The 23952-nt window shown below is 71.3% G+C and carries 25 protein-coding genes; 9 read left to right on the forward strand and 16 right to left on the reverse strand.

Going from position 1 to position 23952, the window contains the following annotated elements; genetic code table 11:
• The first annotated feature begins 148 nt into the window (after positions 1-148).
• Both BMY74_RS42875 and BMY74_RS42880 read left to right on the forward strand, forming a co-directional pair.
• Positions 149-1102, forward strand: a complete 954-nt coding sequence (locus tag BMY74_RS42875; protein WP_089927902.1) for a S1C family serine protease — start codon at positions 149-151, stop codon at positions 1100-1102.
• A 17-nt stretch (positions 1103-1119) separates the two neighbouring features.
• The gene (locus tag BMY74_RS42880) at positions 1120-1389 is read left to right on the forward strand and encodes a hypothetical protein (protein WP_089927905.1); all 270 of its coding nucleotides are present in this window, start codon (positions 1120-1122) and stop codon (positions 1387-1389) included.
• A gap of 461 nt (positions 1390-1850) precedes the next feature.
• Here BMY74_RS42880 and BMY74_RS42885 read toward each other — a convergent pair whose 3' ends face one another.
• The 10 genes from BMY74_RS42885 to BMY74_RS42930 are packed head-to-tail and all read right to left on the reverse strand — an operon-like array spanning position 1851 to position 11333.
• Positions 1851-3521, reverse strand: a complete 1671-nt coding sequence (locus BMY74_RS42885; protein ID WP_089927908.1) for an FAD-dependent oxidoreductase — start codon at positions 3519-3521, stop codon at positions 1851-1853.
• The gene (locus BMY74_RS42890) at positions 3499-3762 is read right to left on the reverse strand and encodes a UBP-type zinc finger domain-containing protein (RefSeq protein WP_089927910.1); all 264 of its coding nucleotides are present in this window, start codon (positions 3760-3762) and stop codon (positions 3499-3501) included. Before BMY74_RS42890 ends, BMY74_RS42885 begins: the two co-directional genes overlap by 23 nt.
• A complete protein-coding gene (locus BMY74_RS42895) occupies positions 3759-4184 on the reverse strand; it encodes a DoxX family membrane protein (RefSeq protein ID WP_089927912.1) in 426 nt (141 codons plus the stop codon). Before BMY74_RS42895 ends, BMY74_RS42890 begins: the two co-directional genes overlap by 4 nt.
• Positions 4181-4621 (reverse strand): thioredoxin, encoded by a 441-nt coding sequence (gene trxA, locus BMY74_RS42900; protein ID WP_089927914.1) that lies wholly within the window; start codon positions 4619-4621, stop codon positions 4181-4183. The genes BMY74_RS42895 and trxA overlap by 4 nt, the downstream gene beginning before the upstream one ends.
• Positions 4618-7245 (reverse strand): ATP-dependent chaperone ClpB, encoded by a 2628-nt coding sequence (gene clpB, locus BMY74_RS42905; RefSeq protein WP_089927992.1) that lies wholly within the window; start codon positions 7243-7245, stop codon positions 4618-4620. The genes trxA and clpB overlap by 4 nt, the downstream gene beginning before the upstream one ends.
• Positions 7246-7252: 7 nt before the next feature.
• On the reverse strand, positions 7253-7546 hold the full coding sequence (locus BMY74_RS42910) for a chaperone modulator CbpM (RefSeq protein ID WP_089927996.1): 294 nt from the start codon (positions 7544-7546) through the stop codon (positions 7253-7255).
• The gene (locus BMY74_RS42915; RefSeq protein ID WP_089927917.1) at positions 7546-8427 is read right to left on the reverse strand and encodes a DnaJ C-terminal domain-containing protein; all 882 of its coding nucleotides are present in this window, start codon (positions 8425-8427) and stop codon (positions 7546-7548) included. The genes BMY74_RS42910 and BMY74_RS42915 overlap by 1 nt, the downstream gene beginning before the upstream one ends.
• 7 nt (positions 8428-8434) lie before the next feature.
• Positions 8435-8920, reverse strand: a complete 486-nt coding sequence (locus tag BMY74_RS42920) for a nucleotide exchange factor GrpE (protein ID WP_089927920.1) — start codon at positions 8918-8920, stop codon at positions 8435-8437.
• 5 nt (positions 8921-8925) lie between these two features.
• Positions 8926-10803, reverse strand: coding sequence for a molecular chaperone DnaK (gene dnaK, locus BMY74_RS42925; RefSeq protein WP_089927922.1), 1878 nt, complete (start codon positions 10801-10803; stop codon positions 8926-8928).
• Positions 10803-11333: a YflT domain-containing protein gene (locus tag BMY74_RS42930; RefSeq protein WP_089927925.1), complete on the reverse strand. Its 531-nt coding sequence runs from the start codon at positions 11331-11333 to the stop codon at positions 10803-10805. Before BMY74_RS42930 ends, dnaK begins: the two co-directional genes overlap by 1 nt.
• Positions 11334-11554: 221 nt before the next feature.
• On the opposite strand from BMY74_RS42930, the gene BMY74_RS42935 reads away from it, so the two are divergent.
• Both BMY74_RS42935 and BMY74_RS42940 read left to right on the forward strand, forming a co-directional pair.
• Positions 11555-13255 (forward strand): PucR family transcriptional regulator, encoded by a 1701-nt coding sequence (locus BMY74_RS42935; RefSeq protein WP_089927927.1) that lies wholly within the window; start codon positions 11555-11557, stop codon positions 13253-13255.
• A complete protein-coding gene (locus BMY74_RS42940) occupies positions 13252-13806 on the forward strand; it encodes an MEDS domain-containing protein (protein WP_089927929.1) in 555 nt (184 codons plus the stop codon). Before BMY74_RS42935 ends, BMY74_RS42940 begins: the two co-directional genes overlap by 4 nt.
• 245 nt (positions 13807-14051) lie before the next feature.
• On the opposite strand, the gene BMY74_RS42945 is transcribed toward BMY74_RS42940, so the two are convergent.
• Positions 14052-14240 (reverse strand): hypothetical protein, encoded by a 189-nt coding sequence (locus tag BMY74_RS42945; protein WP_089927931.1) that lies wholly within the window; start codon positions 14238-14240, stop codon positions 14052-14054.
• A gap of 153 nt (positions 14241-14393) precedes the next feature.
• On the opposite strand from BMY74_RS42945, the gene BMY74_RS42950 reads away from it, so the two are divergent.
• The 4 genes from BMY74_RS42950 (at position 14394) to BMY74_RS42965 (ending at position 17049) form a co-directional block, all read left to right on the forward strand.
• Positions 14394-15047: a fasciclin domain-containing protein gene (locus BMY74_RS42950; RefSeq protein ID WP_089927934.1), complete on the forward strand. Its 654-nt coding sequence runs from the start codon at positions 14394-14396 to the stop codon at positions 15045-15047.
• Positions 15048-15189: 142 nt separating this feature from the next.
• Positions 15190-15657: a TetR/AcrR family transcriptional regulator gene (locus tag BMY74_RS42955; RefSeq protein ID WP_089927937.1), complete on the forward strand. Its 468-nt coding sequence runs from the start codon at positions 15190-15192 to the stop codon at positions 15655-15657.
• A 1-nt stretch (position 15658) separates the two neighbouring features.
• Positions 15659-16012 (forward strand): hypothetical protein, encoded by a 354-nt coding sequence (locus BMY74_RS42960; protein WP_089927939.1) that lies wholly within the window; start codon positions 15659-15661, stop codon positions 16010-16012.
• Complete coding sequence (locus BMY74_RS42965; RefSeq protein WP_089927942.1) at positions 16009-17049, forward strand: alpha/beta hydrolase family protein; 1041 nt, start codon at positions 16009-16011, stop codon at positions 17047-17049. The genes BMY74_RS42960 and BMY74_RS42965 overlap by 4 nt, the downstream gene beginning before the upstream one ends.
• An 8-nt stretch (positions 17050-17057) precedes the next feature.
• On the opposite strand, the gene BMY74_RS42970 is transcribed toward BMY74_RS42965, so the two are convergent.
• From BMY74_RS42970 to BMY74_RS42990, 5 genes are read right to left on the reverse strand one after another with little or no spacing between them, the layout of a single operon-like run.
• Positions 17058-17939, reverse strand: a complete 882-nt coding sequence (locus BMY74_RS42970) for an NAD-dependent epimerase/dehydratase family protein (protein WP_089927944.1) — start codon at positions 17937-17939, stop codon at positions 17058-17060.
• The gene (locus BMY74_RS42975; RefSeq protein ID WP_089927946.1) at positions 17939-19441 is read right to left on the reverse strand and encodes a class I adenylate-forming enzyme family protein; all 1503 of its coding nucleotides are present in this window, start codon (positions 19439-19441) and stop codon (positions 17939-17941) included. Before BMY74_RS42975 ends, BMY74_RS42970 begins: the two co-directional genes overlap by 1 nt.
• Positions 19434-20570: a cytochrome P450 gene (locus BMY74_RS42980; protein ID WP_089927947.1), complete on the reverse strand. Its 1137-nt coding sequence runs from the start codon at positions 20568-20570 to the stop codon at positions 19434-19436. Before BMY74_RS42980 ends, BMY74_RS42975 begins: the two co-directional genes overlap by 8 nt.
• Positions 20567-21316, reverse strand: coding sequence for a glycosyltransferase family 2 protein (locus tag BMY74_RS42985; protein ID WP_089927950.1), 750 nt, complete (start codon positions 21314-21316; stop codon positions 20567-20569). The genes BMY74_RS42980 and BMY74_RS42985 overlap by 4 nt, the downstream gene beginning before the upstream one ends.
• Positions 21313-22299, reverse strand: a complete 987-nt coding sequence (locus BMY74_RS42990) for a 3-oxoacyl-ACP synthase III family protein (protein ID WP_089927953.1) — start codon at positions 22297-22299, stop codon at positions 21313-21315. Before BMY74_RS42990 ends, BMY74_RS42985 begins: the two co-directional genes overlap by 4 nt.
• 186 nt (positions 22300-22485) lie before the next feature.
• On the opposite strand from BMY74_RS42990, the gene BMY74_RS42995 reads away from it, so the two are divergent.
• Entirely contained in the window at positions 22486-23946 is a 1461-nt protein-coding gene (locus BMY74_RS42995) for a M48 family metallopeptidase (protein WP_177230218.1), read from the forward strand.
• The last annotated feature ends 6 nt before the right edge of the window (positions 23947-23952 follow it).

Here is a 23952-nt window from a genome sequence, read left to right on the forward strand (position 1 = left end):
TGCGGCGCGGCGCGCTTTCGCCTGGGAGGGCGAACTTTTCGGTCCGCGTTCGTCCTGCGGGGACAAGTGGCCGTGAGGTGCCGAAATCTAGGACTGAGATGGGTGAACCTGGACGTGTGAAACCGAATTCGACGGGTAGCCGGGCTGAATGTTCGCAAGAGTGCTCGCTTTCCTGTTGCTGTTGCTGGGATCGATCGCGTGCACGGACAGCCGGTCGCCACCGCCTGCCGGGTCCGGTTCCCAGGCCGACGTGGTCGCGCGCGTCGCGCCCTCCGCCGTGACCGTCCGCGTCGAGGACGGCGTGGGCAGCGGCGTCGTCCTGCGTTCCGACGTCGTGGTGACGAACGAGCACGTGGTGAAGACCGCCCGGCAGGTGCGGATCCGGTACGCCGACGGGCAGGAGTCCGGCGGCGAGGTGCTCGCCACGGACCCGTTGTCGGACCTCGCGGTCATCCGCACCGAGCGCAAGGACCTGCCCGCGGCCGAGTTCCGCGACGAACTGCCCCGGCCGGGGGACACCGTGCTGGCGATCGGCAGCCCGCTCGGGCTGGAGTTCACGGTGACGGCCGGAATCGTGTCCGGTCTGCACCGGACGCTGGCCGGCGGACCGCAGGTCGAGCTCATCCAGACCGACGCGCCGATCTCGCCCGGCAACTCCGGTGGCGCGCTGCTGGACTCGGCAGGACGTGTCGTCGGCATCAACGAGTCCTACATCCCGCCCGCACAGGGCGCGGAGTCCCTGGGGTTCGCGATCCCGTCCGGCGTGACGCTGACCGTGGCGGAGAAGTTGTTGTCGGCCGGCAAGGTCGAGCACCCGTACCTCGGAGCCTCCCTGGGCGACCTGACACCGGACATCCGCTCGCGGTTCGGGATCTCCGCGGAGCGCGGAGCCCTGGTGCTGGAGGTCGAGCAGGGCGGGCCCGCGCAGGCGGGAGGACTGCGGGCCGGGGACGTGATCGTCGAGATGAAGAACCAGGAGATCACCGGCGTGCAGGACGTGCAGGCCGTGCTGAGGTCTTCGCGCGTGGACGAGAGGGCTTCCGTCTCGGTGCGCCGCGGTGAGCAGCAGACCGAGCTGACGGTCGTCCTGGGTGGTCGTTGACCCAACGGGAGGTAGCTGTGCTGGAGATGACGCCCGTCGCCGCCGATGTGATCAGGCGGCTCGTGGAAGGGGAGAGTCCGTCGGCCGGCCTGCGGCTCGACTTCGCGGACGGAGACCTGCGCGTCACGCGAGCAGACGGGCCCGAGGAGGGCGACGAGGTGGTCACCGGCCGGTTCGGCGAACGCGTCTTCGTCGCGCCGGGATCGGCGGACTACCTGGACGACAAGGTGCTCGACGCGCGCACGGACAGGGACGGCACGCCTGTCTTCGGGGTGTCGCGGCGGTGAGACGGCACGCTCGGGTGCCGGGGTCGCCCGTGCGCCCGTGACCGGCCGCTGGGTTCGTCCATCGCTGCCGAAGCGCTGGGCAACGCGGGCACTTGGCAGGCTCGGCGGAGCGTGCGGGGTCGCCGCCCTCGTGCGGTTACCCGGCTCGCGGCCTCACGCGGTGTCGACGTGTTCGTCAGCGGCGGTCGGCCGTGCCCTGCGGGGGTTCACCGGTGTGTGACGCTTCTTCGGTGTGTCTCGGACGGCGTCTCCCCGAACCGCTGGCGGTGAGCGCCCGCGAACCGTCCCAGGTGGACGAATCCCCAGGACGTTGCGGTGCGGCAGGAACACGCGGGTGACCGAGTCCCCGCCTCATCGACCCAGGTTTCCCGGGGCACCGGATGGTTGAGCAGTCTCTCGACAGCCCACGGCACGCCAGACGGAGCAGTCGCCCCGTGGTCACTGGTTCGGGATGAGCGAGATCATCTCGTCGCCCCGAACGAGAGGTGGTCGTGCACGAGCCGCACCACCATCGCGCCCTCGCCGACCGCGGAGCCGACCCGTTTGACCGAACCGCTGCGCACGTCGCCGATCGCGAACACGCCCGGCCGGTTCGTCTCCAGCGGGAACGGCCTCCTGCCCTTGTGCCACCAGGTGTCGTCGGTCGCGACGTGCTCCCCGGTCAGGACGAAACCGTCGTCGTCCAGCGCGATCAACGACGAGAGCCAGGCCGTGCAGGGCCTCGCGCCGATGAACACGAACAACGCCCGCACCGGCAGGATGCGGCGGTCGTGGTCCCGGTTGTTACGCACGACGACGCCCTCGAGCTTGTCGTCGCCCAGCAGCTCCACGACCTCGTGGTGCAGCAGCACCTCGATGCGGGGATGGCTCGTCACGCGGTCGACCAGGTAGCGGGACATGTCCTTGTTCAGATCACCGCCGCGCACCACGAGGTGGACGCGGGGCACCCGGTCCGCGAGGAACACGGCGGCCTGGCCGGCCGAGTTGCCCCCGCCCACGATCGCGACCGGGTTCGCCCGGCACTCGCGCGCCTCGTGGATCGTGGCGGCGTAGTACACGTCGGTCGACTCGAAGTCGGCGAGCCGGGGCAGGTCGAGCCTGCGGTAGCGCACCCCGGTCGCGATCACCAGCGAACGCGTCCTGACCTCCGTCGAGTCGTCGAAGCCCACCACGTAGTGGCCGTCGTGCGCGGAGAACGAGACCGCCTCCGCCGACACGGTCACCGGCACACCGAACTTCTCGGTTTGCAGCACCGCGCGCTCGGCGAGGTCCGGGCCGGAGATGCCGGCCGGGAAACCCAGGTAGTTCTCGATCCGCGACGTCGTGCCCGCCTGGCCGCCGGCGGCGATCGAGTCGACCGCCACCACGCCCAGGCCGTCCGCCGCGCCGTACACGACGGCCGCGAGACCACCGGGGCCGGCGCCGACCACGAGCAGGTCGGCGAGGTCACCCGGCGGCGGTGACGCGTGCAGTCCCAGCACCTGGGCCAGTTTCCGGTTGCTCGGGTTGCGCAGCGTCCCGTCGCCGGGCACCAGGACCACGGGCGTCTCGTGGACGGTCACGCCGACCCGGCGCAACAGGTCCTCGGCGTGGGCGTCCTGGTCTGTGTCGACGAGCCGGTGCGGGATCCGGTTGCGCGCGGCGAACTCCAGCAGCCGCTTGGTGTCCGGCGAGAAGCACGAGCCGACGATCTGCAGTCCGCCGCCCCTGCCGATCAGCACCGCCCGGCGCACGAGGTACGCGCGCAGGACCAGGTCGCCGAGCACGGGGTCGTTGCGCACCAGCTCGTTCAGCTGGTCGGCGGACAGCTGGACGACCTCGCCGGGCTCGGCGACCACGGCCGTCACGAACGACGGCTGCCCCTCGAGAAGACCGAGTTCACCGAGGAACCGCCCAGGTCCGTGCGTGCGCACGACTTCGCCGTGCTCCAGCACCTGCACGACACCGCTCACGATCACGAAGAAGTCGTGGTTCCGGTCGCCTGCGGCGTAGAGCACCTCGTCCTCTGGTACCGGACGCCGTGTGCCGTACCGCGCGAACTGGTCGATCTGGTCGTCGTCGAGTCGGGGGAAAGCACCGTTCTCGTCAGGCGTCTCCTGCACGGGCAGGTCAGACGAAAGCCTCGTGGGCATAGCACCACCGCCAGTTCTCGCCGGGTTCCAGGGATCGCACGATCGGATGGCCACCGCCGAAGGCGTGCCTGCGCGCGTGCTTCATGGGGGAGGAGTCGCAGCAGCCGACGTGTCCACAGGTGAGGCAGAGTCGCAAGTGGACCCACGAGGTGCCCGAGACGAGGCACTCCTCGCACCCCTGAGGTGTTCGCGGCACGACCTCGCGCACCAGTGCCAGGTGTTCGTCCACGACCGTGGTCATCGTTCCTCCCGCATCACGTCGTCGAGCACCAGCGACAGGCCGATGCCCACCAGCCACACGTCCTTCGCCAGCGAGATGCCCTGCTCGGTCGGCCGCAGGCTGCGTTCCTGCCGCATCCCGGGTGTCTTCAGGTAGAGCCCGAGCAACGCCCCGCCGAACCCGGTGAGCGCGGCGCCCGCGACGATCCCGGGCACCAGCGGCACCAGCAGGGCCACGCCGGTCGCGATCTCGCCGGCCGCGAGCAGCTTCGCGAACCGCTGGGGATCCAGCTTGCCCAGCAACGGGTACGTGTTCGCGGCCCAGCCGTGCATCGACTCGGCCGCCTGCTGGTCGGCGTGGAGCTTGCCGAGTCCTGAGTTGAGCACGTACGCACCTGTGGTGATGCGCGCGGGCAGTTGGCGCAGCAGGGATCGGCTGATCATGTCCTCACCTCCGGGACGAGAGCGTTGTCGAGCCAGGCGCGCAGCTGGGGTGCGGGCACGGCACCGGGCTGGCGCGCGATGACCTCACCGCCGCGCAGGATCATCAACGTGGGTATGGAACGCACGTCGAACCGTTCGGACAGACGGGGTGCGCGGTCCACGTCCACCCGCACGAGCTTGATCTCTCCCGCCCGCTCGTGCGCGATCTGGTCCAGCACCGGGCTGACCATCCGGCACGGCCCGCACCACGTCGCCCACATGTCCACCAGCACCGGAACGTCCGCCTGCTCGGCCACCTCGCCGAAGTCGCCGTCCAGCGCGTCGACGATCCACGGCAGCGGCCGACCGCAGTTGCCGCACTTCGGCCTGCCCTGTGCGGCAACGGGTATGCGGTTGGTCCTGCCGCAGTTCGGGCACGCGACGCCGGTCGTCCTCATGCGGCCGCCCTGCTTTCACCGGACGTGCTGACGGACAGCTCGTCGTCCGCCACGTCGACCCGGATCGTCGCGTTCTCCGCCACGTCACCCGCGATCAGCGCCCGTGCCACCCGCGTCTCGATCTCGTGCGCGATGTAGCGCCGCAGCGGCCGTGCGCCGTAGACGGGGTCGAAACCGCGCCTGGCGATGAACTCGCGGGCCTCGGGAGTGAGCTCGACGTCGATCCGGCGTTCGGCGAGGCGGGTGCGCAGCTCGGCGATCTGGAGGTCCACGATGCGTTCGATCTGCTCCAGCCGCAGCGGTGTGAACAGCACGATGTCGTCGACGCGGTTGAGGAACTCGGGCCGGAAGTGGTCGCGCAGCGACGCCAGCACGGCCCCGCGCGCGTCCGGCTTGATCTCCCCGTCGGGAGTCACGCCGTCCAGCAGGTGCTCCGAGCCGATGTTGGACGTCATGATGATCACGGTGTTGCGGAAGTCGACCGTGCGGCCCTGCGAGTCGGTGATCCGCCCGTCGTCGAGCACCTGCAGGAACGTGTTGAACACGTCCGGGTGCGCCTTCTCCATCTCGTCCAGCAGCACGACGGAGTAGGGCTTGCGCCGCACCGCCTCCGTGAGCTGGCCGCCCTCGTCGTAGCCGACGTAGCCGGGCGGCGCGCCGACGAGCCGCGAGACCGTGTGCTTCTCCTGGTACTCGCTCATGTCGAGGCGCACCATGTTGTCCTCGCTGTCGAACAGCGCCGCCGCCAGCGCCTTCGCGAGCTCGGTCTTGCCGACCCCGGTGGGGCCCAGGAAGATGAACGACCCGATCGGCCTGCGCGGGTCCTTCACACCCGCCCGCGCCCGGATGATCGCGTCGGCGACCAGCCGCACCGGCTCGTCCTGGCCGACCACCCGGTCGTGCAGGATCTGGTCGAGCCTGAGCAACTTCTCGCGTTCGCCCTCCTTGAGCCTCGACACGGGGATGCCGGTCCACGCCGCGACGATCTCGGCGATCTCGTCCTCGGTCACGACCTCCTTGAGCAGCCGGTGCTGACCCTGCTTGCCCACCAGCCGTTCCTCCTCGGACGCGAGCTGGCCCTCCAGGTCGGCGAGCTTGCCGTAGCGCAGTTCCGCGGCCCGGTTGAGGTCGTACGCCCGTTCCGCTTCCTCGGCTTCGCGGCGCAGGCGTTCGAGTTCGCCGCGGAGGTCCTGCACGCGCCGGATCGCCTGCCGTTCCGCCTCCCACTGCGCGGTCATGGCGTCGAGTTCGGCGCGGAGGTCGGCGAGCTCCTTGCGCAACGCCTCCAGGCGGTGCCTGCTGGCCTCGTCGGTCTCCTTGGCCAGTGCGGCCTCCTCGATCTCCAGCCGGGTCACCCGCCGCGAGGTCTCGTCCAGCTCGGCGGGCATCGAGTCGATCTCGGTGCGCAGCCGGGCACACGCCTCGTCCACCAGGTCGATCGCCTTGTCCGGCAGGAACCGGTCGGTGATGTAGCGCTGGGACAGCACCACTGCGGACACCAGCGCGGCGTCCTGGATCTTGACACCGTGGTAGACCTCCAGGCGTTCCCTGAGCCCGCGCAGGATCGAGATCGCGTCCTCCGGCGACGGTTCGGCCACGACCACGGTCTGGAACCGCCGCTCCAGCGCGGCGTCGGACTCGATGTGCTTGCGGTACTCGTCGAGCGTGGTGGCGCCGATCAGGTGCAGCTCACCGCGCGCGAGCATGGGTTTGAGCATGTTGGCGGCGTCCATCGACCCCTCGGCGGCACCCGCGCCCACGACCGTGTGCAGCTCGTCGACGAACAGCAGGATCCTGCCTTCGGCGGCCTTCACCTCGGCGAGCACGGCCTTGAGCCGTTCCTCGAACTCGCCGCGGTACTTGGCGCCCGCCACGAGTGCACCCATGTCGAGGGAGAAGACCGTCTTGTCCCGCAACCCCTCCGGCACGTCGCCGCGCACGATGCGCTGCGCGAGTCCTTCGACGATCGCGGTCTTGCCGACGCCGGGCTCACCGATCAGCACGGGGTTGTTCTTCGTCTTGCGGGACAGGATCTGGACCACCCGGCGGATCTCCGCGTCCCGGCCGATCACCGGGTCGAGGTCACCGGTCCGCGCGTCCTCGACCAGATCGCGGCCGTACTTCTCCAGCGCCTCGTACGTCCCCTCCGGCGTGGCGCTGCGCACGCGCTGGTTGCCCCGGATCCTGGTCAGTCCCTCCAGGAACCGGTCGCTCGTGACGCCGTGCTGCACGAGCACCTGACCGGCCTTGGTACCGCTGCCCTCCTCGGCCAGCGCGAGCAGCAGGTGCTCGACGCTGACGTACTCGTCCCTGAGCCGCTTGGCTTCCCGTTCCGCGGCGTCGAGCAGGCCCATCAGCCGTCGGGCGACGCTGACCTGCCCGGGTTGGGCACCCGGCCCGGTCACCCTGGGGCGTCGGGCGAGGGCGGATCGGACGTCGTCGGTCAACGCCCGCACGTCCACGTCCGCCTGGGCGAGCAGGCGTGCCACCAGGCCGTCGGGCTGCTCGACCAGTGCCAGCAGGAGGTGTTCGCCGTCGGTCTCGGTGTGCCCGAGCCGCCGGGCGACCTCCTGGGCGGACTGCAGCGCCTCCTGCGACTTCTGCGTCAGCTTGTTCACGTCCACAGCCACATCACCTCCACGACGGATCACCGCCGCGCACTTGTGCTTCCAGGACCCGGATCCGGTCGAGCAGGTCCAGCACGAGCGCGACCGCGTTGTAGTTGAGCGAGAGCCCGCCGCGCAGCCGCTGGATCCTCGCGATGCGGGCCGCGGTGTCCGGGGGGAACCACAGCCGTCCGCCGTCGTCCACCGCGCACTCGATCAGCCCGAGCGCGGCGAACCGGCGCACCAGGTCCGGGTGGAGTCCGGTGTGGACGGACACCCGGTCGACGCTCAGCCGGGCGGGTTTGGTCAGGACGTACATCACGAGCCCCTCGGGTCGAAGTCGGAGACCGCGGACAGTTCCTCGAACAGCTCCCGTTCCCGCTTGCCGAGCGACTTCGGCACCATGACCTTCACGACCGCGTGGAGGTCACCGTCCTTCCCGCGCGGGTTCGGCATGCCCTCGCCGCGCAGCCGCAGCCGTCGTCCGCTCGACGAGCCGGGGACGACCCGCACCTTCGCCTCCCCGCCGGGGGTCGTGATCGGCACGGTGGCGCCGAGGGCGGCCTCCCACGGCGTGACGGGCAGGTCGACGACGATGGTGCGGCCTTCCAGCCGGTAGCGGGGGTGCGGTGCGATCCGGACCACCAGGAACAGGTCCCCGGACGTGCCACCGCCGGAGCCGCGGCCGCCCTCGCCGGACAGGCGGATGCGCTGGCCGTCCACCACGCCGGCCGGGATCGTCACGTCCAGCTCGCGGTCGCCGACGGTCAGCCGGCGGTGGCCGCCCCGGTAGGCCTCCTCGACCGAGAGGGTCAGCCCGGCCTCCTGGTCGGCGCCCGGTATCGGGCCACCCCGTCCGCCGCGGCGGAAGACACCGCCGAAGAGGTCTTCGAAGTCGAAGTCCTCGAACCCGCCGAGGCCCGGCCCGCTCGAGTACGCGGTGCGGCCTCGGGGCGCGCGTTCCCCGTAGTCCTCCGGAACCTGGCGGAAGTCGGCGCCGAACCGGTCGTACCGCCGGCGCTGCTCGGTGTCCGACAGGACGCCGTAGGCCTCGCTGACCTCCTTGAACCGGTCCTCGGCACCGGGGTCGCGGTTGACGTCCGGGTGGTACTGCCGGGCGAGCGCGCGGTACGCCCGCTGGATCTCCTCGGTGCTCGCTTCGCGCGGCACGCCGAGCACCTCGTAGAAGTCCCTGGCCACGTCGTCATCACCCCCGTGCGCGCGCCACCGCGACGGCGGCGGGACGCAGATCGCCGTAACCCGGTCGCAGCACGCGCACGACCGTGTTCGGCGGGGCGTCCGGATCGTCGAGCACCGTCACGACCTCGTGCACGGCCGGGTCGAACGGCACCCCGGTGGCGTCCTGGCGCGGGTAGCCGAGCCGGGCGAGCACCTCGACGGCCTGGTCGAGGGTCGCCCGCACGCCTTCTGCCAGGGCGTCGTCGGACGCGTGCCCGAGCGCGAGCTCCAGGTTGTCGAGCACCGGCAGCCAGGCGGACGCCACCCGCGCGCGTTCGGAGGCGCGCTGGCGTTCCAGCTCGCGGCTGTGGCGTTTGCGCGTGTTGTCCAGCTCCGCCATGGCGCGCAGCCAGCGGTCTTCCAGCTCGGCGACGTCCGGGACCGGCGCTGGGGAAGGGGGAGCACCGGCCCCGGATTCGGCCGCGGCGTTCGCGGCGTTCCCCTGTGCGGTCATGGTGATCAGACCCGGTCGAAGTCGGCGTCGATGACGTCGTCGTCCGGCGCGGTGGCCGAACTCGGGCCGGACGACGGCGGTGGCGCGGACGACCGTGCCGCCACCAGTCCGTTCAGCACCTGGGTGAGCTCGTCGGTCATCTCCCGCACGCGCTCGATCGGCGCCTCGTCCTGCAACGCCTCGCGCGCCTCGGACACCAGCATCTCGGCGCGGGCCTTCTCGTGCGCCGGCGCGTTGTCGCCCAGGTCGGACAGCGTCTTCTCGACCTGGTAGGCGATCGAGTCGAGGGTGTTGCGGGCGTCCACGGCCTCGCGCAGCCGCTGGTCCTCCGCCTGGTGCGCCTGCGCGTCGGTCACCATCCGCTCGATCTCGGACGTGTCGAGGTTCGAGCTCTCGCTGATGGTGATGCCCTGCTCCGCGCCGGTGTCCTTGTCCCGGGCGGTCACGTTGAGGATGCCGTTGGCGTCGATGTCGAAGATGACCTCGACCTGCGGTTCCCCGCGGGGCGCGGGCCTGATGCCGCTGAGCTGGAACCGGCCGAGCACGCGGTTGTCGGCCGCGCGTTCGCGTTCGCCCTGCAGCACGACGACGTCCACCGCGGGCTGGTTGTCCTCGGCGGTGGAGAACACCTCGGAGCGGCGAGCCGGGATGGTCGTGTTCCGCTCGATGATCTTGGTCATCACGCCGCCGCGCGTCTCGACGCCCAGCGACAGCGGGGTCACGTCGAGCAGCAGCACGTCCTTGACCTCGCCCTTGAGCACACCGGCCTGGACGGCGGCACCGAGTGCCACGACCTCGTCCGGGTTGACGCTCATGTTCGGGTCCTTGCCGCCGGTCAGCCGGCGGACGAGCTTCTGCACGGCCGGAATCCTGGTCGACCCGCCGACGAGGACGACCTCGTCTATGTCGTTCGCGGTCACCTTGCCGTCGGCCATGGCCTGCTCGACCGGGCCGAGGCAGCGTTCCACCAGGTCGGCCGTGATCTGCTCGAACGTCGATCGCGTCACGGTCTCGGTCAGGTGCTTCGGGCCGCTCGCGTCGGCGGTGATGAACGGCAGGCTCACCTGGGTCTGGGTGACCGAGCTGAGCTCGACCTTCGCCTTCTCGGCGGCCTCGGACAGCCGTTGCAGCGCCTGGGCGTCGCCGCGCAGGTCGATCCCCGTGTCGTTCTTGAACTTGCCGGCGAGGTGGTCGACCAGCCTGTGATCGAAGTCGTCGCCGCCGAGGTGGGTGTCACCGGAGGTGGACCGCACCTCGACCACGCCGTCACCGACGTCCAGCAGGGACACGTCGAACGTGCCGCCACCGAGGTCGAACACGAGCACCGTCTCGTGCCCCTTGCGGTCCAGCCCGTACGCCAGCGCGGCCGCCGTCGGCTCGTTGATGATCCGCAGGACCTCGAGACCCGCGATCTTCCCGGCGTCCTTGGTCGCCTGGCGCTGCGAGTCGTTGAAGTACGCGGGCACGGTGATCACCGCCTCGCGCACCTTCTCCCCGAGGTACTTGCTCGCGTCGTCGACCAGCTTGCGCAGCACCTGCGCGCTGATCTCCTCGGGCGCGTAGAGCTTGTCGCGCACCTTGAAGCGCACCGAGTCGTTCGGTCCGCGGACGACGTCGAACGTGACCGACTTCGCCTCCTCGCCGACCTCGTCGAACCGGCGGCCGATGAAGCGCTTGGCCGAGTTGATCGTGCCGTGCGGGTTCAGCACCGCCTGGCGCTTCGCCAGCTGTCCCACCAGGCGTTCGCCGCTGTCGGTGAACGCCACGACGGACGGGGTGGTCCGCGACCCCTCCGCGTTCGCGATCACGGTGGGCTGGCCTCCCTCGACGACCGCGATGGCGGAGTTCGTCGTGCCGAGGTCGATCCCGACTGCCGCTGCCATCACTTACCACCTCCTGCCGGGGTCATGGCGCTGAGGAGTCGCAGTGCGTCCTCCGCGACCTCCTCGTCCACAACGAGGTCGTACCGGCTGGGCACCATCGCGGTCACCGAGCTGAAGTCACGCCTGCCGCGCTGCAGGGCGTAGGTGATCGCGCCGATGACGGCGCCGATGAGCGCGCCGAACACGAGGCCGTACAGGGCGAGCGTGAACGCGGCGACGAGCGGGTTGATGAGGTCGAACAGGCCAAAGATCCAGCCGAACAGCAGTCCGGGGACAGCGCCGGTGGCGGCGCCGTGCAGCATCGCCCGGCCCCAGTTCATCCGGCCGACGACCTGCTCCACCATGCGGATGTCGACTCCGACGATCGCGGTGCGGCCGACCGGGAACTTGTTGTCGGACAGGTGGTCGACGGCGCGCTCGGCGTCCTCGTAGTTGCTGAACGACGCGATCGTGCGCCGGCGCGGCGTATTCTGCGTGGTGCCGGCACCGGTGTCAGCGCGTGCGTGGGCACCCGAGTGGTGGGTGGTCATGGCTGCTCCCTCAGGCGTTGACTGCGGGTTGGTCGCGGATTTCATCCGCGCGGGGTCTGCCGGCCCTGCGCGGTTTAGTCCCGTTCTTCGCGTCAACCCTCGCGAAGAACACATGTGCGGCGCGTCGTCCTGCCAGGACCAAACCGGTCTTCCCCGGTGGACACGGGAGCACGACCGGGAGGTCCCCGAGCGGTCGACGGGCAACCAGTCACGGAGGGACCATGATCGCCGGCACCGGAGGAGTGGACGGGTGGGCTCGCACCCAACTGTCCAATCTCTACGGCGTCTTCGTGTTGTCGATGAAGATGTTCGGCGGCAGGGACGCCGCGAAAATCCTCGCCCTTGCGGCGACCGCAGTGCCGTCGCTCGGGCCGTGCACGGTGGCCGCGACCTACCTCGCGGCGGGGGGCGCGCTGGAGCGCCAGCCCTCGGACCGCCCGCCCGACGCCGAGCTCGACCGCATCGTGTCGCAGATCGACGAGCACGGATCCGGTGTGGCGCTCCCCGGCGGCACGTGGCGCTGGGCGTTCCCGCTCAGGGAGCAGGCCGGTCTCGCCGGCTGCCTGGTCGTGGCCGCGGACTCGGAGCCGACGGTCGACGTCATGTTCCTGCTCAAGGTGCTCTGCCAGCAGACCAGTGCCGCGCTCGCGAACGCGGCCCTGCACCGCAGGGGTGACGATTACGTCCAGGAGCTGCGCCGGTCCAACGACGAGCGGGCGGAGGTGAACGCCCGGCTGACCGACACGGTCGACGTGCTGCGGCACCAGCAACGCGTGCACGACGTGCTAACTCGCGAGGGTGCTCGTGGAGACGGTGAGCCGGGAATCGCGCAGGCGCTGCACGAGCTCACCGGACTGTCCGTCGCCATCGAGGACAAGTTCGGCAACCTGCGCGCGTGGGCGGGGCCGGGCCTTCCCGACCCGTACCCGAAGCCGCCCGCGCGGCGCAGGGAGGACCTGCTGGCCCGCGCCGCCCGCCGCACGTCCCCGCTGAGGGAGAAGGACCGGCTGATCTCGCTGGTCAAGCCGCACCACGAGGTGCTGGGCGTGGTCTCCCTGGTCGAGCCGGCGAAGACCGCGGGGGACCAGGACGTCTTCACGCTGGAGTACGGCACGACCGTGCTCGCGCTGGAGCTCGCCCACCAGCGCACCCTCGCCGAGGTGGAGCTGAGGCTGCACCGGGAGCTCGTTGACGACCTGATCGCCGGCACCGACAACGCCAGCGCGTACGCACGGGCCGACGCGCTGGGCCACGACCTGCGGGGCACCCACCAGGTGCTCGTGGCGCAGTGGGACGGCGCCCAGGCCGACAGCGATCTGTCGGACGCGGTGGCGCGTGCGGTAGTCGCCTTGGGTTGGAAAGCCCTGTGCTCGCGCCGTTCCGGCGTCGTGGTGGTGCTCGTCGCTGGAGATCCGGACTGCGAGGCGCTGTTCCGGTCCGTGGCGAACGACCTGGGCGTGGAGACGGGAGTGGTCGCCGTCGGCGGAGCGTGCGACACACCGGAGACGCTGCCCCGGTCGTACCGCGAGGCGGTGCGCATGCTGCGCATCCGGCAGGCCTCGGGCACACCGAACGGGATGGCGTCGTTCGAGCAGCTCGGCCTCTACCGGATCCTCGACGCGGGGGAGAGCCGCGCCGAGGTGACGGCCTTCGTCCGGCAGTGGCTCGGCGGGCTGATCGACTACGACGAGGCGCGGGCCGCGGACATGGTCCGCACGCTCTCCCAGTTCCTCGAGTGCGGCGGCAGCTACGACAGGACCGCGACCGCGCTGATGATCCACCGCAGCACGTTGCGGTACCGGCTGAGCAGGATGAGGGAGATCACCGGTTTCGACCTGGGTGACGTGGAAACTCGGTTGAACGTCCACGTCGCCACGCGCGCGTGGCAGGTGCTGCAGGGGCGATCGCTGGAGGGCCGGTGACCGGTGCGGTGTTCGACGGCGTGCCGCTGGACATGCACTCCCACCTGTGCGTGTTCCACCACGGCCCCGCCGAGCGCGACGAGCTGCTGATGCCGTTCCTCGCGGATGGGCTCCACCGCGGCGAGGCGTGCCAGTACTTCGCCATGGCCGGGGACCGGGACGACGCGGAACGGAAGCTGGGAGGTCCGCACCCGCGACTTCAGGTGAACGGCGCGGAAAGCCGTTACCGGTGCGACGACGGCATGGACAGCGACGCGTTCATGGCCGAGCTCGACGAGTGGTCGGGTGAGCAGGGAACCCCCTGCCGGGTCGCGGGCGACATGCGCTGGGCCGGCAGCGCGCTGAGCCGGCCGGGCCAGCTCGACGCGCTCTTCCGGCACGAGGTGAACGCGAGCCGGTGGGTGACGACGCGCCCGGTGTACGCGTTGTGCTTCTACGACCTCGACCTGTTCGACGGCGACGTGATCGTCCCGATGGTGCACGCCCACCCGCAGATCTGGATGACCGGCGTGCTCCTCGACAACCCCTACCACCAGCAGCCCCTGCCGTGAACGGGAGTGACCCCGCAGGTCTACCGCCCGCGGTGGAATTCCGCCTCGCAGAGCGAAGCGTCGCACGCGTGCGGTGCATGGTGGTTCCCGCCGCCGTCGCGAAGGTGATCAGAGTCCGTGTGAGCGGGGAGGTCGACGCGTCCACCGTGGACCTCCTGGTCAGTTCCAGCGCCGCCGTGCGGCGATCCCTCGCGATGCTGGATCTGCTGCGCACGTGACCCACCGGCTCGCCGGGCTGCCCCACGTCAGCCGAAGGTGAAGGAGAAGGCCTGCCCGCCGGCGTTCACGGTCGCGGTGAACGAGCCGATGGCCGACAGGCCGGCGTCGTGGTAGGCCTCGTCCCCGAGGAGGCGATCATCGCGACATCCGCGCCGCGGCTCCGCGCCGCGAAGGTGCTTGCGAACACGGAAGAGTGAATCGATCTCGTCGTCCACTGTGGAGGAACTGGACGGCGCGGGACTGTTCGTGCTGGTGGTGCGAGGTTCGCGGATTCTTGGGTAACGGGTCGATAACCGAACCCATCCACTCCGCCCGGAGTGGCGAATCCCCTCCGACACAACCCGAACGCTCCCTGGAGATGTCCCGTCATGAACAAGTCGGTCCGCAACACCGTTCTCGCCGTCGGCACCGCCGCGCTCGCCCTGTTCGGCACGGCGTGCGGCTCGGGCGACACGGCCGGCGGTGGCAGCTCCAGCTCCGCCGCCGCGCCCACCACGACCGCGTCCTCGTCGGCCGCGATGGCCGACCCGGCCCGCGACCTCGTCGGCCCCGGCTGTGCCGACTACGCCAAGCAGGTGCCGTCGGGCGCCGGTTCCGTGAGCGGCATGGCCGCCGACCCGGTCGCCACCGCCGCGTCCAACAACCCGCTGCTCACCACCCTCGTCAGCGCGGTGTCCGGCAAGCTGAACCCGAAGGTCAACCTCGTCTCGACCCTCAACGGCGGCGAGTTCACCGTCTTCGCCCCGGTCGACTCCGCGTTCGCCAAGATCGACGCCGCGACGATCGAGACCCTCAAGACCGACGACGCGCTGCTCACCAAGATCCTGACCTACCACGTCGTCCCCGGCCAGATCTCGCCCGACAAGATCGTCGGCGACCAGAAGACCGTCCAGACCGGCACCGTCAAGGTCACCGGCACCAAGGACGCGCTGAAGGTCAACGACGCCAACGTGATCTGCGGTGGCGTGAAGACCGCCAACGCCACCGTGTACCTCATCGACTCGGTGCTGCTCCCCGCCTGACATCTCCAGGGGAGACGCAGTACCGCGACTCCGGGAACCGCACTGTGTTGCGGTTCCCGGAGTTTTTGCGTCCGCTCAGCGCCGCCCAATTCAGGAACGCTCGTTCTTGACCGATCGTTCCTGAAAACGCTAGGGTCGTCTCATGGGACGGCGACGGTCATTCGACGTGGACGAGGTCGTCGAGGCGGCCGCGGAGTTGTTCGCCGGCCGCAGCTACGACGGTGTCTCGATCGACGACCTGGTCAAACGGCTCGGTGTGCACCGCAACAGCCTCTACGGCGTGTTCGGCAGCAAGCGCGGGGTGTACCTCGCGGCGTTGCGCCGGCACATCGACCAGGAGGTGCGTCCGCACCTGGCCCGCGCGGCGGAGCCGGGGGTCGCGCTGACGTGGGATCTGTTGCTGCTCGCCGCGGTGGACCGGGCGCCGGACGACGCGGAGGTGGCGGAGTTGGTGTCCGCCGTCTTCGCCGAGCTCGACGAGGCGATGGGTGATCCGGCGGCCACCGAGGTGCTGCTGGGCCGGTGGCTGCGTCGCCGGCCCGAGGCCGGGCGCCACGGCGTCCCGGCTGAACAGGACGCGCCGGAAACGGCGCCTGGTGAGGGGATCTGACATGGCTGTGGTCAGCGTGCAGGGCGAGGACCTGGTGGTGGAGATGGAGGGACTGGACAAGCTGTGGGCTCTGAAGAGCAGGCTGACCATCCCCCTGGCGAACGTGCGGGGTGCCACGGTGGATCCGGGGATTCTGGGCGAGCCCAAGGGAATCCGGGCGCCGGGTACGCACGTGCCGAAGGTGATCACCGCGGGCACGTTCCACCACGAGGGCGAGAAGGTCTTCTGGGCGGTGCGGGACGCGCAGAAGGCCGTGGTCGTGGAGTTGGCCGACGAGACCTACACCCGGCTCGTGGTCGAGGTCGACGACCCGCGCGCGGTCGTGGCGATGGTCGAGAAGGCGACGAACCGGTGATCGCCAACGCCGCGGTGGCGTTGGCTGCGGTGCTGTCGACGGCGGCCGGTGTCACGGTCGCCTCACCGGCCCCGACCGCCCTCGCGGTCGGCGGCGGTCACCACGCCGGGTGGGTGCCGGCGCAGGACGAGGAGATCTCCTTCGTCGTCGACGGCACGACCACCTACGGGACGTTGCACGTGCCCGAACGCCGCCGCGGGGAGCGGCTGCCCGCGGCCCTGCTGCTGCCCGGTAGCGGGCCCACCGATCGCGACGGCAACCAGCCTCCGGCGCTCACGCCGAACACCCTCCGCGATCTGGCCGGCGTGCTGGACCGCGATCGCGTGGTGACCCTGCGGTTCGACAAGTACGGGACCGGCCGCACCGGGCTGGGGGAGTGGGCGGGGCGTCCCCAGGAGATCGACTACCCGGCGTTCGTCCGGCAGGCCGCGGCCGCCCGCGACTACCTGCGGGGCCGCGAGGAGGTGGCTCCGCGCCGGGTGGCGCTCGCCGGGCACAGCGAGGGAGCGATGACCGCGCTGGTGCTCGCCGCGGACGCACCCCGCGACCGGCGTGCCGCCGCGCTGATCCTGTTGCAGCCCTTGGCGTTGCGGATGCTGGACGTGCTGGCCATGCAACTGCACGGCCAGATCGGGCAGGCCGTCGAGGCAGGTGCCGTGCCGGAGGCAGAAGGGCGGGCCGCGGACCGTGCGGTCGACCTGGCCGTGGCCGACCTGCGGGGAGGCCGCCCGGTCGACACGACGGGCATGCCGCCGGCGCTCGCCGCGCTGTTCCAGGCACTGGCAGGACCGAGCCGCCGGTACATCACGTCCGTGGACGCGTACTTCCCGCCCGACGTCGCACGCCGGCTGCGGCCGATGCCCGTGCTGCTGACCTGCGGCGCGCTGGACCCCCAGGTGCCCTGCCACACCACCGACCAGCTCGCCGCCGTGGTCGGCCACCGCGTGGTCCTGCCGGACGTGGGGCACGCGATGACGACCGCCGACGGCACGTTGTCACCGGTTCTGACCAGGCGGCTCAGCGCCCTGCGGTGGTGACGAGCGGCTCACCACGTTGCCGCACCGGCAAAAGACGTCGGTGCGGGCTTGTACCCGAGGTGCGTCCGGGCCGCCGTGATGTCGAGAGTGCGCTCGTGGGCGAGGTGGCTGATGGCGTACCGGGTCAGGCGGGGAGGCGTGGCTCGGCCCGCCAGTCGCCAGACGGGCTCGGCCACCGCTGCCAGGGACCAGGCGAGTCGCAGGGGGAGGTGGCGGATCCGGACGTCCAGGCCGCGTTCCCGCAGGAGGTCCCGCACCGCGCTTTCCAGTACGACAGGCGAAGAGTCCGCCACGTTGTAGACGCCGGGCCGGCCGGTGCAGGCCAGCAGGCTGGCCTGCGCCAGGTTGTCGATCGACGTGAGCGACTGCGGCGCCTGCCCGTCGCCCACGAGGAACAAGGTGCGGCCGCGGATCGCGCTCAGGACCCGCGGGAGCAGAGTCGGGTCGCCGGGGCCGTACACGGCATGGGGGCGGAGGACGACGCTGTCCGGACGTGCCAGCACCACTCCTTCGGCTTCGGCCTTCGTCGCACCGTAGGCGGTGAGGTAGCGACTCACCGGGGCGGTGGACTCGACCGCCGAGGTGGTCGGCCTGAACGGGTCGTACACGCTCGCCGAGGACATGTGCACGAACCGCGCATCAGGGAAGGTCTCCAGGACGTTCCGCGTGCCGGAGACGTTCACCCGCCGGATCTGCGCGGGAGAACCCCAGTCGGTCACGGCGGCGGCGCAGTGCACCACCGCGTCGACGGCCGGCGGATCGGTCAGCGGGCCCGCCGTGATGTCCCACGAACGCGAGCCGTAGGCGTGCACCTGCCAGCCCCGTGCCTCGGCAGCACGGCACACCGCCCCGCCAACGAAACCGGTCGCGCCCGTCACCGCGAGCCGCATCAGCGAGCCAGTCCCGCGCGGAGGGCGGACCGGTCGATCTTCCTGGTGCGGCCCGACAACGGCAGCTCCGGCAGCACCACGACCTCGTCCGGCAGCGCGTAGACGTCGATCAGGTCCGGCAGCGATGCCCGGACCCGCGCGGCCAGGTGGGGGCCCGCGTCCGGGGTGGCCACGAGTGCCAGCACGATCCGCTCGTCGCCGATCTCGTCCGGCACGCCGATCATGACGGCGTCCGCCACTCCGGGCAGGCGGGTGATGGCCGGTTCGTACAGGCCGGGGTACACGTTGGTGCCCCCGCGCAGGATCATGTCCTTCTTCCGGCCGGTGAGCACGATCAGGTCGCCCTCCAGTCGAGCCAGGTCGCCGGTGGCGTGCTCGGTCAACGGTGGCGATCCCAGATAACCGCGGCACAGGTTGGGCCCGGACACCACCAGCTCCCCGTCCTCGGCGACACGGGCTCGTACGCCCGGCAACGGCCGGCCGAGGAGGTCGCCGTCGTGCGCCAGCTTCTCCTCGGCGGTCGCGATCGCCACCGGGAGGATCTCGGTCATGCCGTACACGGCGAGCAGTTCGACCTCCGGCAGCGCGGCTCGCGCACGTCGCAGCAGAGGGGGCAGGACCGGTGCGGACCCCAGCAACACCTGGCGCAGCGACCGCGGCAGCGCGACCCCGCTGTCGAGGATCGCGGCCAGGTCGGAGGGCACCAGGAACGTGTGGGTCGCGCCCTCCAGGCCGGCCGCGAGCGCGGCGGGCTCCGCGGCGGGCGCGAACCCGTAGGGCGGCATGGACCAGTGCGCACCCGCGATGAGCGCGGGAAGTCCCAGCATCATCTGGTCGGTGTGGACTCGGGAGTCCTGGTCGAGTTCGCACCGCGTCGCCAGCACGGTCAGCGCGGCCGCGAGCGAACCCCTGGTGTGCACAACGGCTTTCGGCTCCGCCGTGGTGCCCGAGGTGAACACGACCACGGCGTCCTGGTCCGGCCGGGGATCGGGCACCGGCGCGTCGGCGACCGGTTTCGCGAGCCTCCGGGTGGACACCGAGCGGAGCGGCACACCGGGCAGCCACGGCCCGGATCTGATGTACCGCACCGGGAGGGAGGTGTAGTCCGGGAGGAGCACGCCCCTGCGACGAGCCAGGGCGCGCACCGGGCCGGGTGCGCTCGCCGCGTACAGCAGGGATTCGGCCGCCACCCACGCCGGTCCTGCCAGTTCGGTGCGCCTCGTGAAGAGCTCCTGCCCACCACCGGGGTCGACGAACACCACCGTGCCGCCGGCCGCGACGGTTCCGAGAGCCAGGACGATCGCGTCAGGCCCCGGTCGCACCGAGAACAGCATCCGGCTGCCGGGCGAGAAACCCCGGGAGCGCAACCGATGTGCTGTGCCGAGCACGCGGTCGGCCAGCTCGCCGTAGGTCGTCGTCCTCCCGCGTCCGTCGGTCAGCGCGGGGCGCCTGCTGTGGCGCCTGGCCGCCTGCAGCACCCCGATCAGCAGGTCGTCAGCCACTGCGCACCACCAGTTTCGAGTAGGAGGGGATCAGCACCCGCTGGGCGGCGCTGCGGTCCACAACGGACAGGGGAGTCGCGTCGAGCACGGCGCCGAGCACCGCGTGGATCTCCGCTTGTGCCAAAGGCATTCCCAGGCAGAAGTGCGGTCCCGCGCCGAACCACAGCTGCCTGATCTCCTGCGGGTGCGGACGCTCCGGATCGAACGACCCCAGCGCGGTGGCCGCCGAGATCGTCGCGATCACCACCCGGTCGCCCGCCCGCACCCGCACCCGGCCGATCCGGGTGTCCGCGGCGACGCTGCGCAGCATCACCGGCGAGGGCACGGTCACCCGCAGCGCCTCGGCGACCGCGTCGTCGACCCGGCTCCTGTCCGCCGCCAGCCGGTCCAGCCAGCCGAAGTCGTGCAGCAACGCCACCAGCCGCGGGACGTACGACACCAGCGTCTCGGTCCCCGTGAGCACGAACGCGGCCACCGCGCCGAGCGCCTCCTCCTCGGTGAGCCCGAGTTGCCGCATCCGGCCCGGCACGGTCGCCGGGTCGCCGTCGGCCCACGCCCGTGCGGCCGGCCGGGTGAGCACACCCAGCGACTGCCGGCACCGCAGCACCTGCGCGGGCGTCAGCGACCGGCGGCCCAGCCGGATCTCCGAGGTGATCGCGGTTCCCGCCAGGTGTGCCGCGACCGCCTCGGACGCCTCCAGCCCGACCAGTCCGCAGATCACCGCACCCACCAGCCGCCGCACGACGGCCACCAGGTCGACCGGGCGGCCGGACCTCAGAGCGTTCCGCAACTCCTCCAGCGGTGCGTCGAGGACCGCCCCGCACAGCTCGGACACGCTGCGCGGGGTGAACAGCCCGGACAGCTTGCGCCGGAGTTCACCGTGCGCCGCGCCCTCCATGTTCAGCAACACGGTCGGGCCCACCACAGGCGTCCACAGGTCCGCGGGTGACCCCGGCCCGGTCTTGGTGAAGTGCGCCGGGTCGTTGAGCACTTCCTTCGCGAGAGCGGCGTCGCTGACCACGACCCCCACCCGCGGTACGCGGACCACCGGCGCGATGCGGCCGACCGCGCGGACCAAGGGGTAGGCGACCGGGTGCGCGGCCAGGTGGAGCTTCAGCTCCCAGTTCATCGGATGTCCACGACGTCCGGCCGGTACCGGTGGTCGGCGTACCAGGCGAGCGTTCTGCGCAGCCCCCACGCCCGCGCCCGCCGCGACGAGCCGTGCACGACAACGTCCCGCCTCCGCCCGTACGCCTTGGTGTGCAGGCGAACCGCGTTCACGAGGGCGCGGTCCTCGTGCAGGTCCTCGATCTTCGACCGCGGGAACCCACCGGCGAGCACGTACAACTCGGCCGTGATCGCCATGTTGCAGCCCGGCGTCATCACGTACGGACCCAGGTAGCGGGGATCCCGGTTGCCGGACCTCACCTTGCCGAACAGCGACGCGACCTCGACGGCGACGACCAGCACCCATCGCGTGACAGCCGGAACCCCTTCGTCCTCGCGCGGCAGGAGCTGTCCTGACACCAGTCGAAGCCCGCCACCCAGCGCGGCCTTGATCCGGGCCGTCCAGTCCGGTGCCGGCAGGCAGTCGGCATCCGTGCGCGCCAGCCACCGCGCCCCGCGGGCGACGGCGTGGCGCATCCCGGTGTCCGCCGCCGCGCCGGTGCCCTTCTGCGGCTCGTGCACGACTTCCAGCCGCAGCCCCGGATTCTGCCCGTGGAACCGCCGCACCAGGTCCACGGTGGAATCGGTCGAGCCGTTGTCCACCACGACCAGCGTGAAGTCCTGGTCCTCCTGCGCCGCGAGGGATCTCAGCGTCGCGACGATGGAGCGTTCCTCGTTGTAGGCCGGCACGACCACCCACAGGCTCACAGCCGCACCACCACGAGTCCGAGGCTCACGCCACCGGCCAGCCCCACCAGCGCGACGAGGTCGCCCGGACCGCAACGGCCCATGCGCTGCGCGGTGACCAGTTGCAGGGGCAGGCTCGCGGACGCCACGTTGCCGTGCTCGGCCAGCGTCACCACCAGCTTGTCGCGCGGCACGCCCGCGCGGTCGGCGAAGATCTCCAGGTAGGGCAACGACACCTGGTGCACGCAGGCCACCGCGAAGTCGTCCCACGTCAGATCGAGCCCGCGGAGCGTGTCGTCGAGGACGTCGCGGCCCAGGTGCAGGAACGCGTCCTTGAGCCGCGGACCGTCCATGTCGAAGTAGGTGAACTCCGGATCGCGCGGATGCCGGGATCCGCCACCGGGGAGGGTGCCGACGTCCCACCACGTCGAGTCCGCGGTGAACGCACTGCCCAGCACGCCGGCATCACCGGCGGTGAGCAGCACGGCCGCGCCCGCGTCGGAGAGCGTGTACCCGGGAAAGGCACGCCGGAACTGCGCGGCGTTCGCCACGTCCCAGCGCACAGCCCGCGACGGTGACTCCCCGCTCGCGATGAGAACCGTGCGGTAACGACCCGTCGAGATCAGGGCGTCGGCGACCTCGATCGCGTTGAGCACGCTGTTGCACGCGTTCTTGACGTCCATCACGGGGCAGCGCAGCTCGAGCTTCGCCGCGACGATGTGGGCGGTCGCCGGCTCCACCATGTCCTGACTGGCGGACGCGAACAGGAGCAGGTCGACGTCCGCCGGCTCGGAACCGGTGTCCGCCAGCAACTTCCGCGCCGCCGCGACCGCCAGGTCGGATGCCTGCTCGTCCTCGCGCATCACGTGCCTCGACCGGATACCGGTCAACCGGCCTATGAGCCCGGGCGGCGGGGTGAACGGCCCCAAACGCCGCTCCACCTCGTCCGTGCTCATCCGCGTCTCCGGCAGGTGCACCGCCACACCGGCCAACCGTGTACTCACTCCCGCACCTCCTGCGTGCACGTTATATGCGGTGGCTCGGAGCGACGTCGGTAGAACTACTCGGATGATCAGTCGGCGGTGACCGCGCCGGTGCCTGTGATGCGCGACTCCCGGGGCACGCTGTCCGGCAGGACCGTCCATCGTGCACACTTCTCCTGCCGCAGGGGGCGGTGCTGGGGGGAAGTGATGCGTGCTGTCGTCGCGGTCGCGCTGCTCGTGGGGGTGTACGTCCTCGGGCTGGCGCTGATCGCCGGAATCGTGCTGGTCAACGTCCTGTTCCTCGTCCACGATCGGCCGATCGGCTTCGTCTGGTCCGTCGTGATCGGCGGAACGCTGGCGTTCGCGCTGCTCACCGGCCTGTTCACGATCGCCGGCGCCTCGGACGACGAGGAGCGCGGCGAACCGGTCGGCGAGCAGGACGAGCCCGAACTGTGGGCGCTGGTCCGCCGGCTCGCCGACGAGGTCGGCACGCGTCCACCGGACCGCCTCTTCGTCGTGGCGGAGGCGAACGCCGCGGTGTCGCAGCGCACCCGACTGCTCGGCCTCGTCGCGACCACCCGCCGGATGTACGTGGGAGCACCGCTGCTCGCGTGCCTGACCGAGCGGCAGCTGAGCTTCGTCCTCGCGCACGAACTCGGCCACTACGGCAACCACGACACGAGGCTGGCTGGTGTGGTGGCGGCCGGGCGGGTGGCGTTGGTCCGCATGCTCACCGGGCTGAACAACCGCTCCTGGTACCACGTCGTGGTCGCCGTGATGTTCGCCTACTACGCGAAGCTCTACTTCGCGGTCACCGCGTCGCTGTCGCGTCAGCAGGAGCTCGCCGCCGACGCGACGGCCACCCGGATCGCCGGGTCCGAGGCCGCGGTGAGCGCCCTGCGGGAGCTCCCGGTGGTCGAAGCCGCCTGGACCCTGTTCCACGACAGGCACTTCCGCCCGGCCTGGGAGGCGGGGTTCCTGCCGACGACGATCTTCGCCGCGTTCGCGGGGCTGCGCGGCTCGCCGGAGCTGGGCGCCTACCTCGACGAGGTCAGGCAGAACCCGCCCGAGCGCGTGCTCGGCCGCTACGACTCACACCCGCCGCTGCCGGACCGGATCGCCGCCGTCACCGCGATGGCCGTACCGAGCAGGGGCCCCGACCGGCCGGCCGGTGCACTGCTCGCGAACAACGGGGCGGTGATGGACAGGACCCTGGTCAGCCCGCTGGTCGAACAGCTCGGCGTGAAGCAGCGCGTCGACTGGGCGACGTTGTCGCACACCGCGGCCCGCGCCACGCGGGTGGACCGGTCGCGGCGGTTGGCACGGGTCGGCGGCGGTTCGCTCGGCACCGTTCTCGACCTGCTCGACGAGGGCCGGCTGTCCTCGTTGCTGCGCACCGACGTCCGGCCCGGCAGCGGCACGCCGGGGCCACGAGCGCGGCGCGAGTTCGCCCGCGGCCTGCTGATCGGTGAGCTGACCGCGCTCGTCGAACTCACCCTCGCCGACCAGCGGCACGCGCGCTGGGAGTCCGACTGGCTCGGCAGGACGACGTTCCACGGCCCCGATCTCACCACCGAGATCGACCAGGCCACCGACGACAGGGGCTCCACGGGAGGTCTGCGCGCGGCGCTCGCCGGACTCCGCGTCGACCAGGTCCCGACCCGCTAGGAGAAC

The organism is Lentzea albida (assembly GCF_900111005.1).
Classification (GTDB): domain Bacteria; phylum Actinomycetota; class Actinomycetes; order Mycobacteriales; family Pseudonocardiaceae; genus Lentzea; species Lentzea albida.

What these genes read in the sequence shown, in the direction of transcription:
- BMY74_RS42875 (WP_089927902.1), top strand. Translation starts at nt 149, where the DNA reads ATGTTCGCAAGAGTGCTCGCTTTCCTGTTGCTGTTGCTGGGATCGATC.
- BMY74_RS42885 (WP_089927908.1), bottom strand. Translation starts at nt 3,521, where the DNA reads ATGCCCACGAGGCTTTCGTCTGACCTGCCCGTGCAGGAGACGCCTGAC.
- BMY74_RS42890 (WP_089927910.1), bottom strand. Translation starts at nt 3,762, where the DNA reads ATGACCACGGTCGTGGACGAACACCTGGCACTGGTGCGCGAGGTCGTG.
- BMY74_RS42895 (WP_089927912.1), bottom strand. Translation starts at nt 4,184, where the DNA reads ATGATCAGCCGATCCCTGCTGCGCCAACTGCCCGCGCGCATCACCACA.
- trxA (WP_089927914.1), bottom strand. Translation starts at nt 4,621, where the DNA reads ATGAGGACGACCGGCGTCGCGTGCCCGAACTGCGGCAGGACCAACCGC.
- BMY74_RS42910 (WP_089927996.1), bottom strand. Translation starts at nt 7,546, where the DNA reads ATGTACGTCCTGACCAAACCCGCCCGGCTGAGCGTCGACCGGGTGTCC.
- BMY74_RS42920 (WP_089927920.1), bottom strand. Translation starts at nt 8,920, where the DNA reads ATGACCGCACAGGGGAACGCCGCGAACGCCGCGGCCGAATCCGGGGCC.
- dnaK (WP_089927922.1), bottom strand. Translation starts at nt 10,803, where the DNA reads ATGGCAGCGGCAGTCGGGATCGACCTCGGCACGACGAACTCCGCCATC.
- BMY74_RS42930 (WP_089927925.1), bottom strand. Translation starts at nt 11,333, where the DNA reads ATGACCACCCACCACTCGGGTGCCCACGCACGCGCTGACACCGGTGCC.
- BMY74_RS42935 (WP_089927927.1), top strand. Translation starts at nt 11,555, where the DNA reads ATGATCGCCGGCACCGGAGGAGTGGACGGGTGGGCTCGCACCCAACTG.
- BMY74_RS42950 (WP_089927934.1), top strand. Translation starts at nt 14,394, where the DNA reads ATGAACAAGTCGGTCCGCAACACCGTTCTCGCCGTCGGCACCGCCGCG.
- BMY74_RS42955 (WP_089927937.1), top strand. Translation starts at nt 15,190, where the DNA reads ATGGGACGGCGACGGTCATTCGACGTGGACGAGGTCGTCGAGGCGGCC.
- BMY74_RS42960 (WP_089927939.1), top strand. Translation starts at nt 15,659, where the DNA reads ATGGCTGTGGTCAGCGTGCAGGGCGAGGACCTGGTGGTGGAGATGGAG.
- BMY74_RS42970 (WP_089927944.1), bottom strand. Translation starts at nt 17,939, where the DNA reads ATGCGGCTCGCGGTGACGGGCGCGACCGGTTTCGTTGGCGGGGCGGTG.
- BMY74_RS42980 (WP_089927947.1), bottom strand. Translation starts at nt 20,570, where the DNA reads ATGAACTGGGAGCTGAAGCTCCACCTGGCCGCGCACCCGGTCGCCTAC.
- BMY74_RS42995 (WP_177230218.1), top strand. Translation starts at nt 22,486, where the DNA reads ATGCGTGCTGTCGTCGCGGTCGCGCTGCTCGTGGGGGTGTACGTCCTC.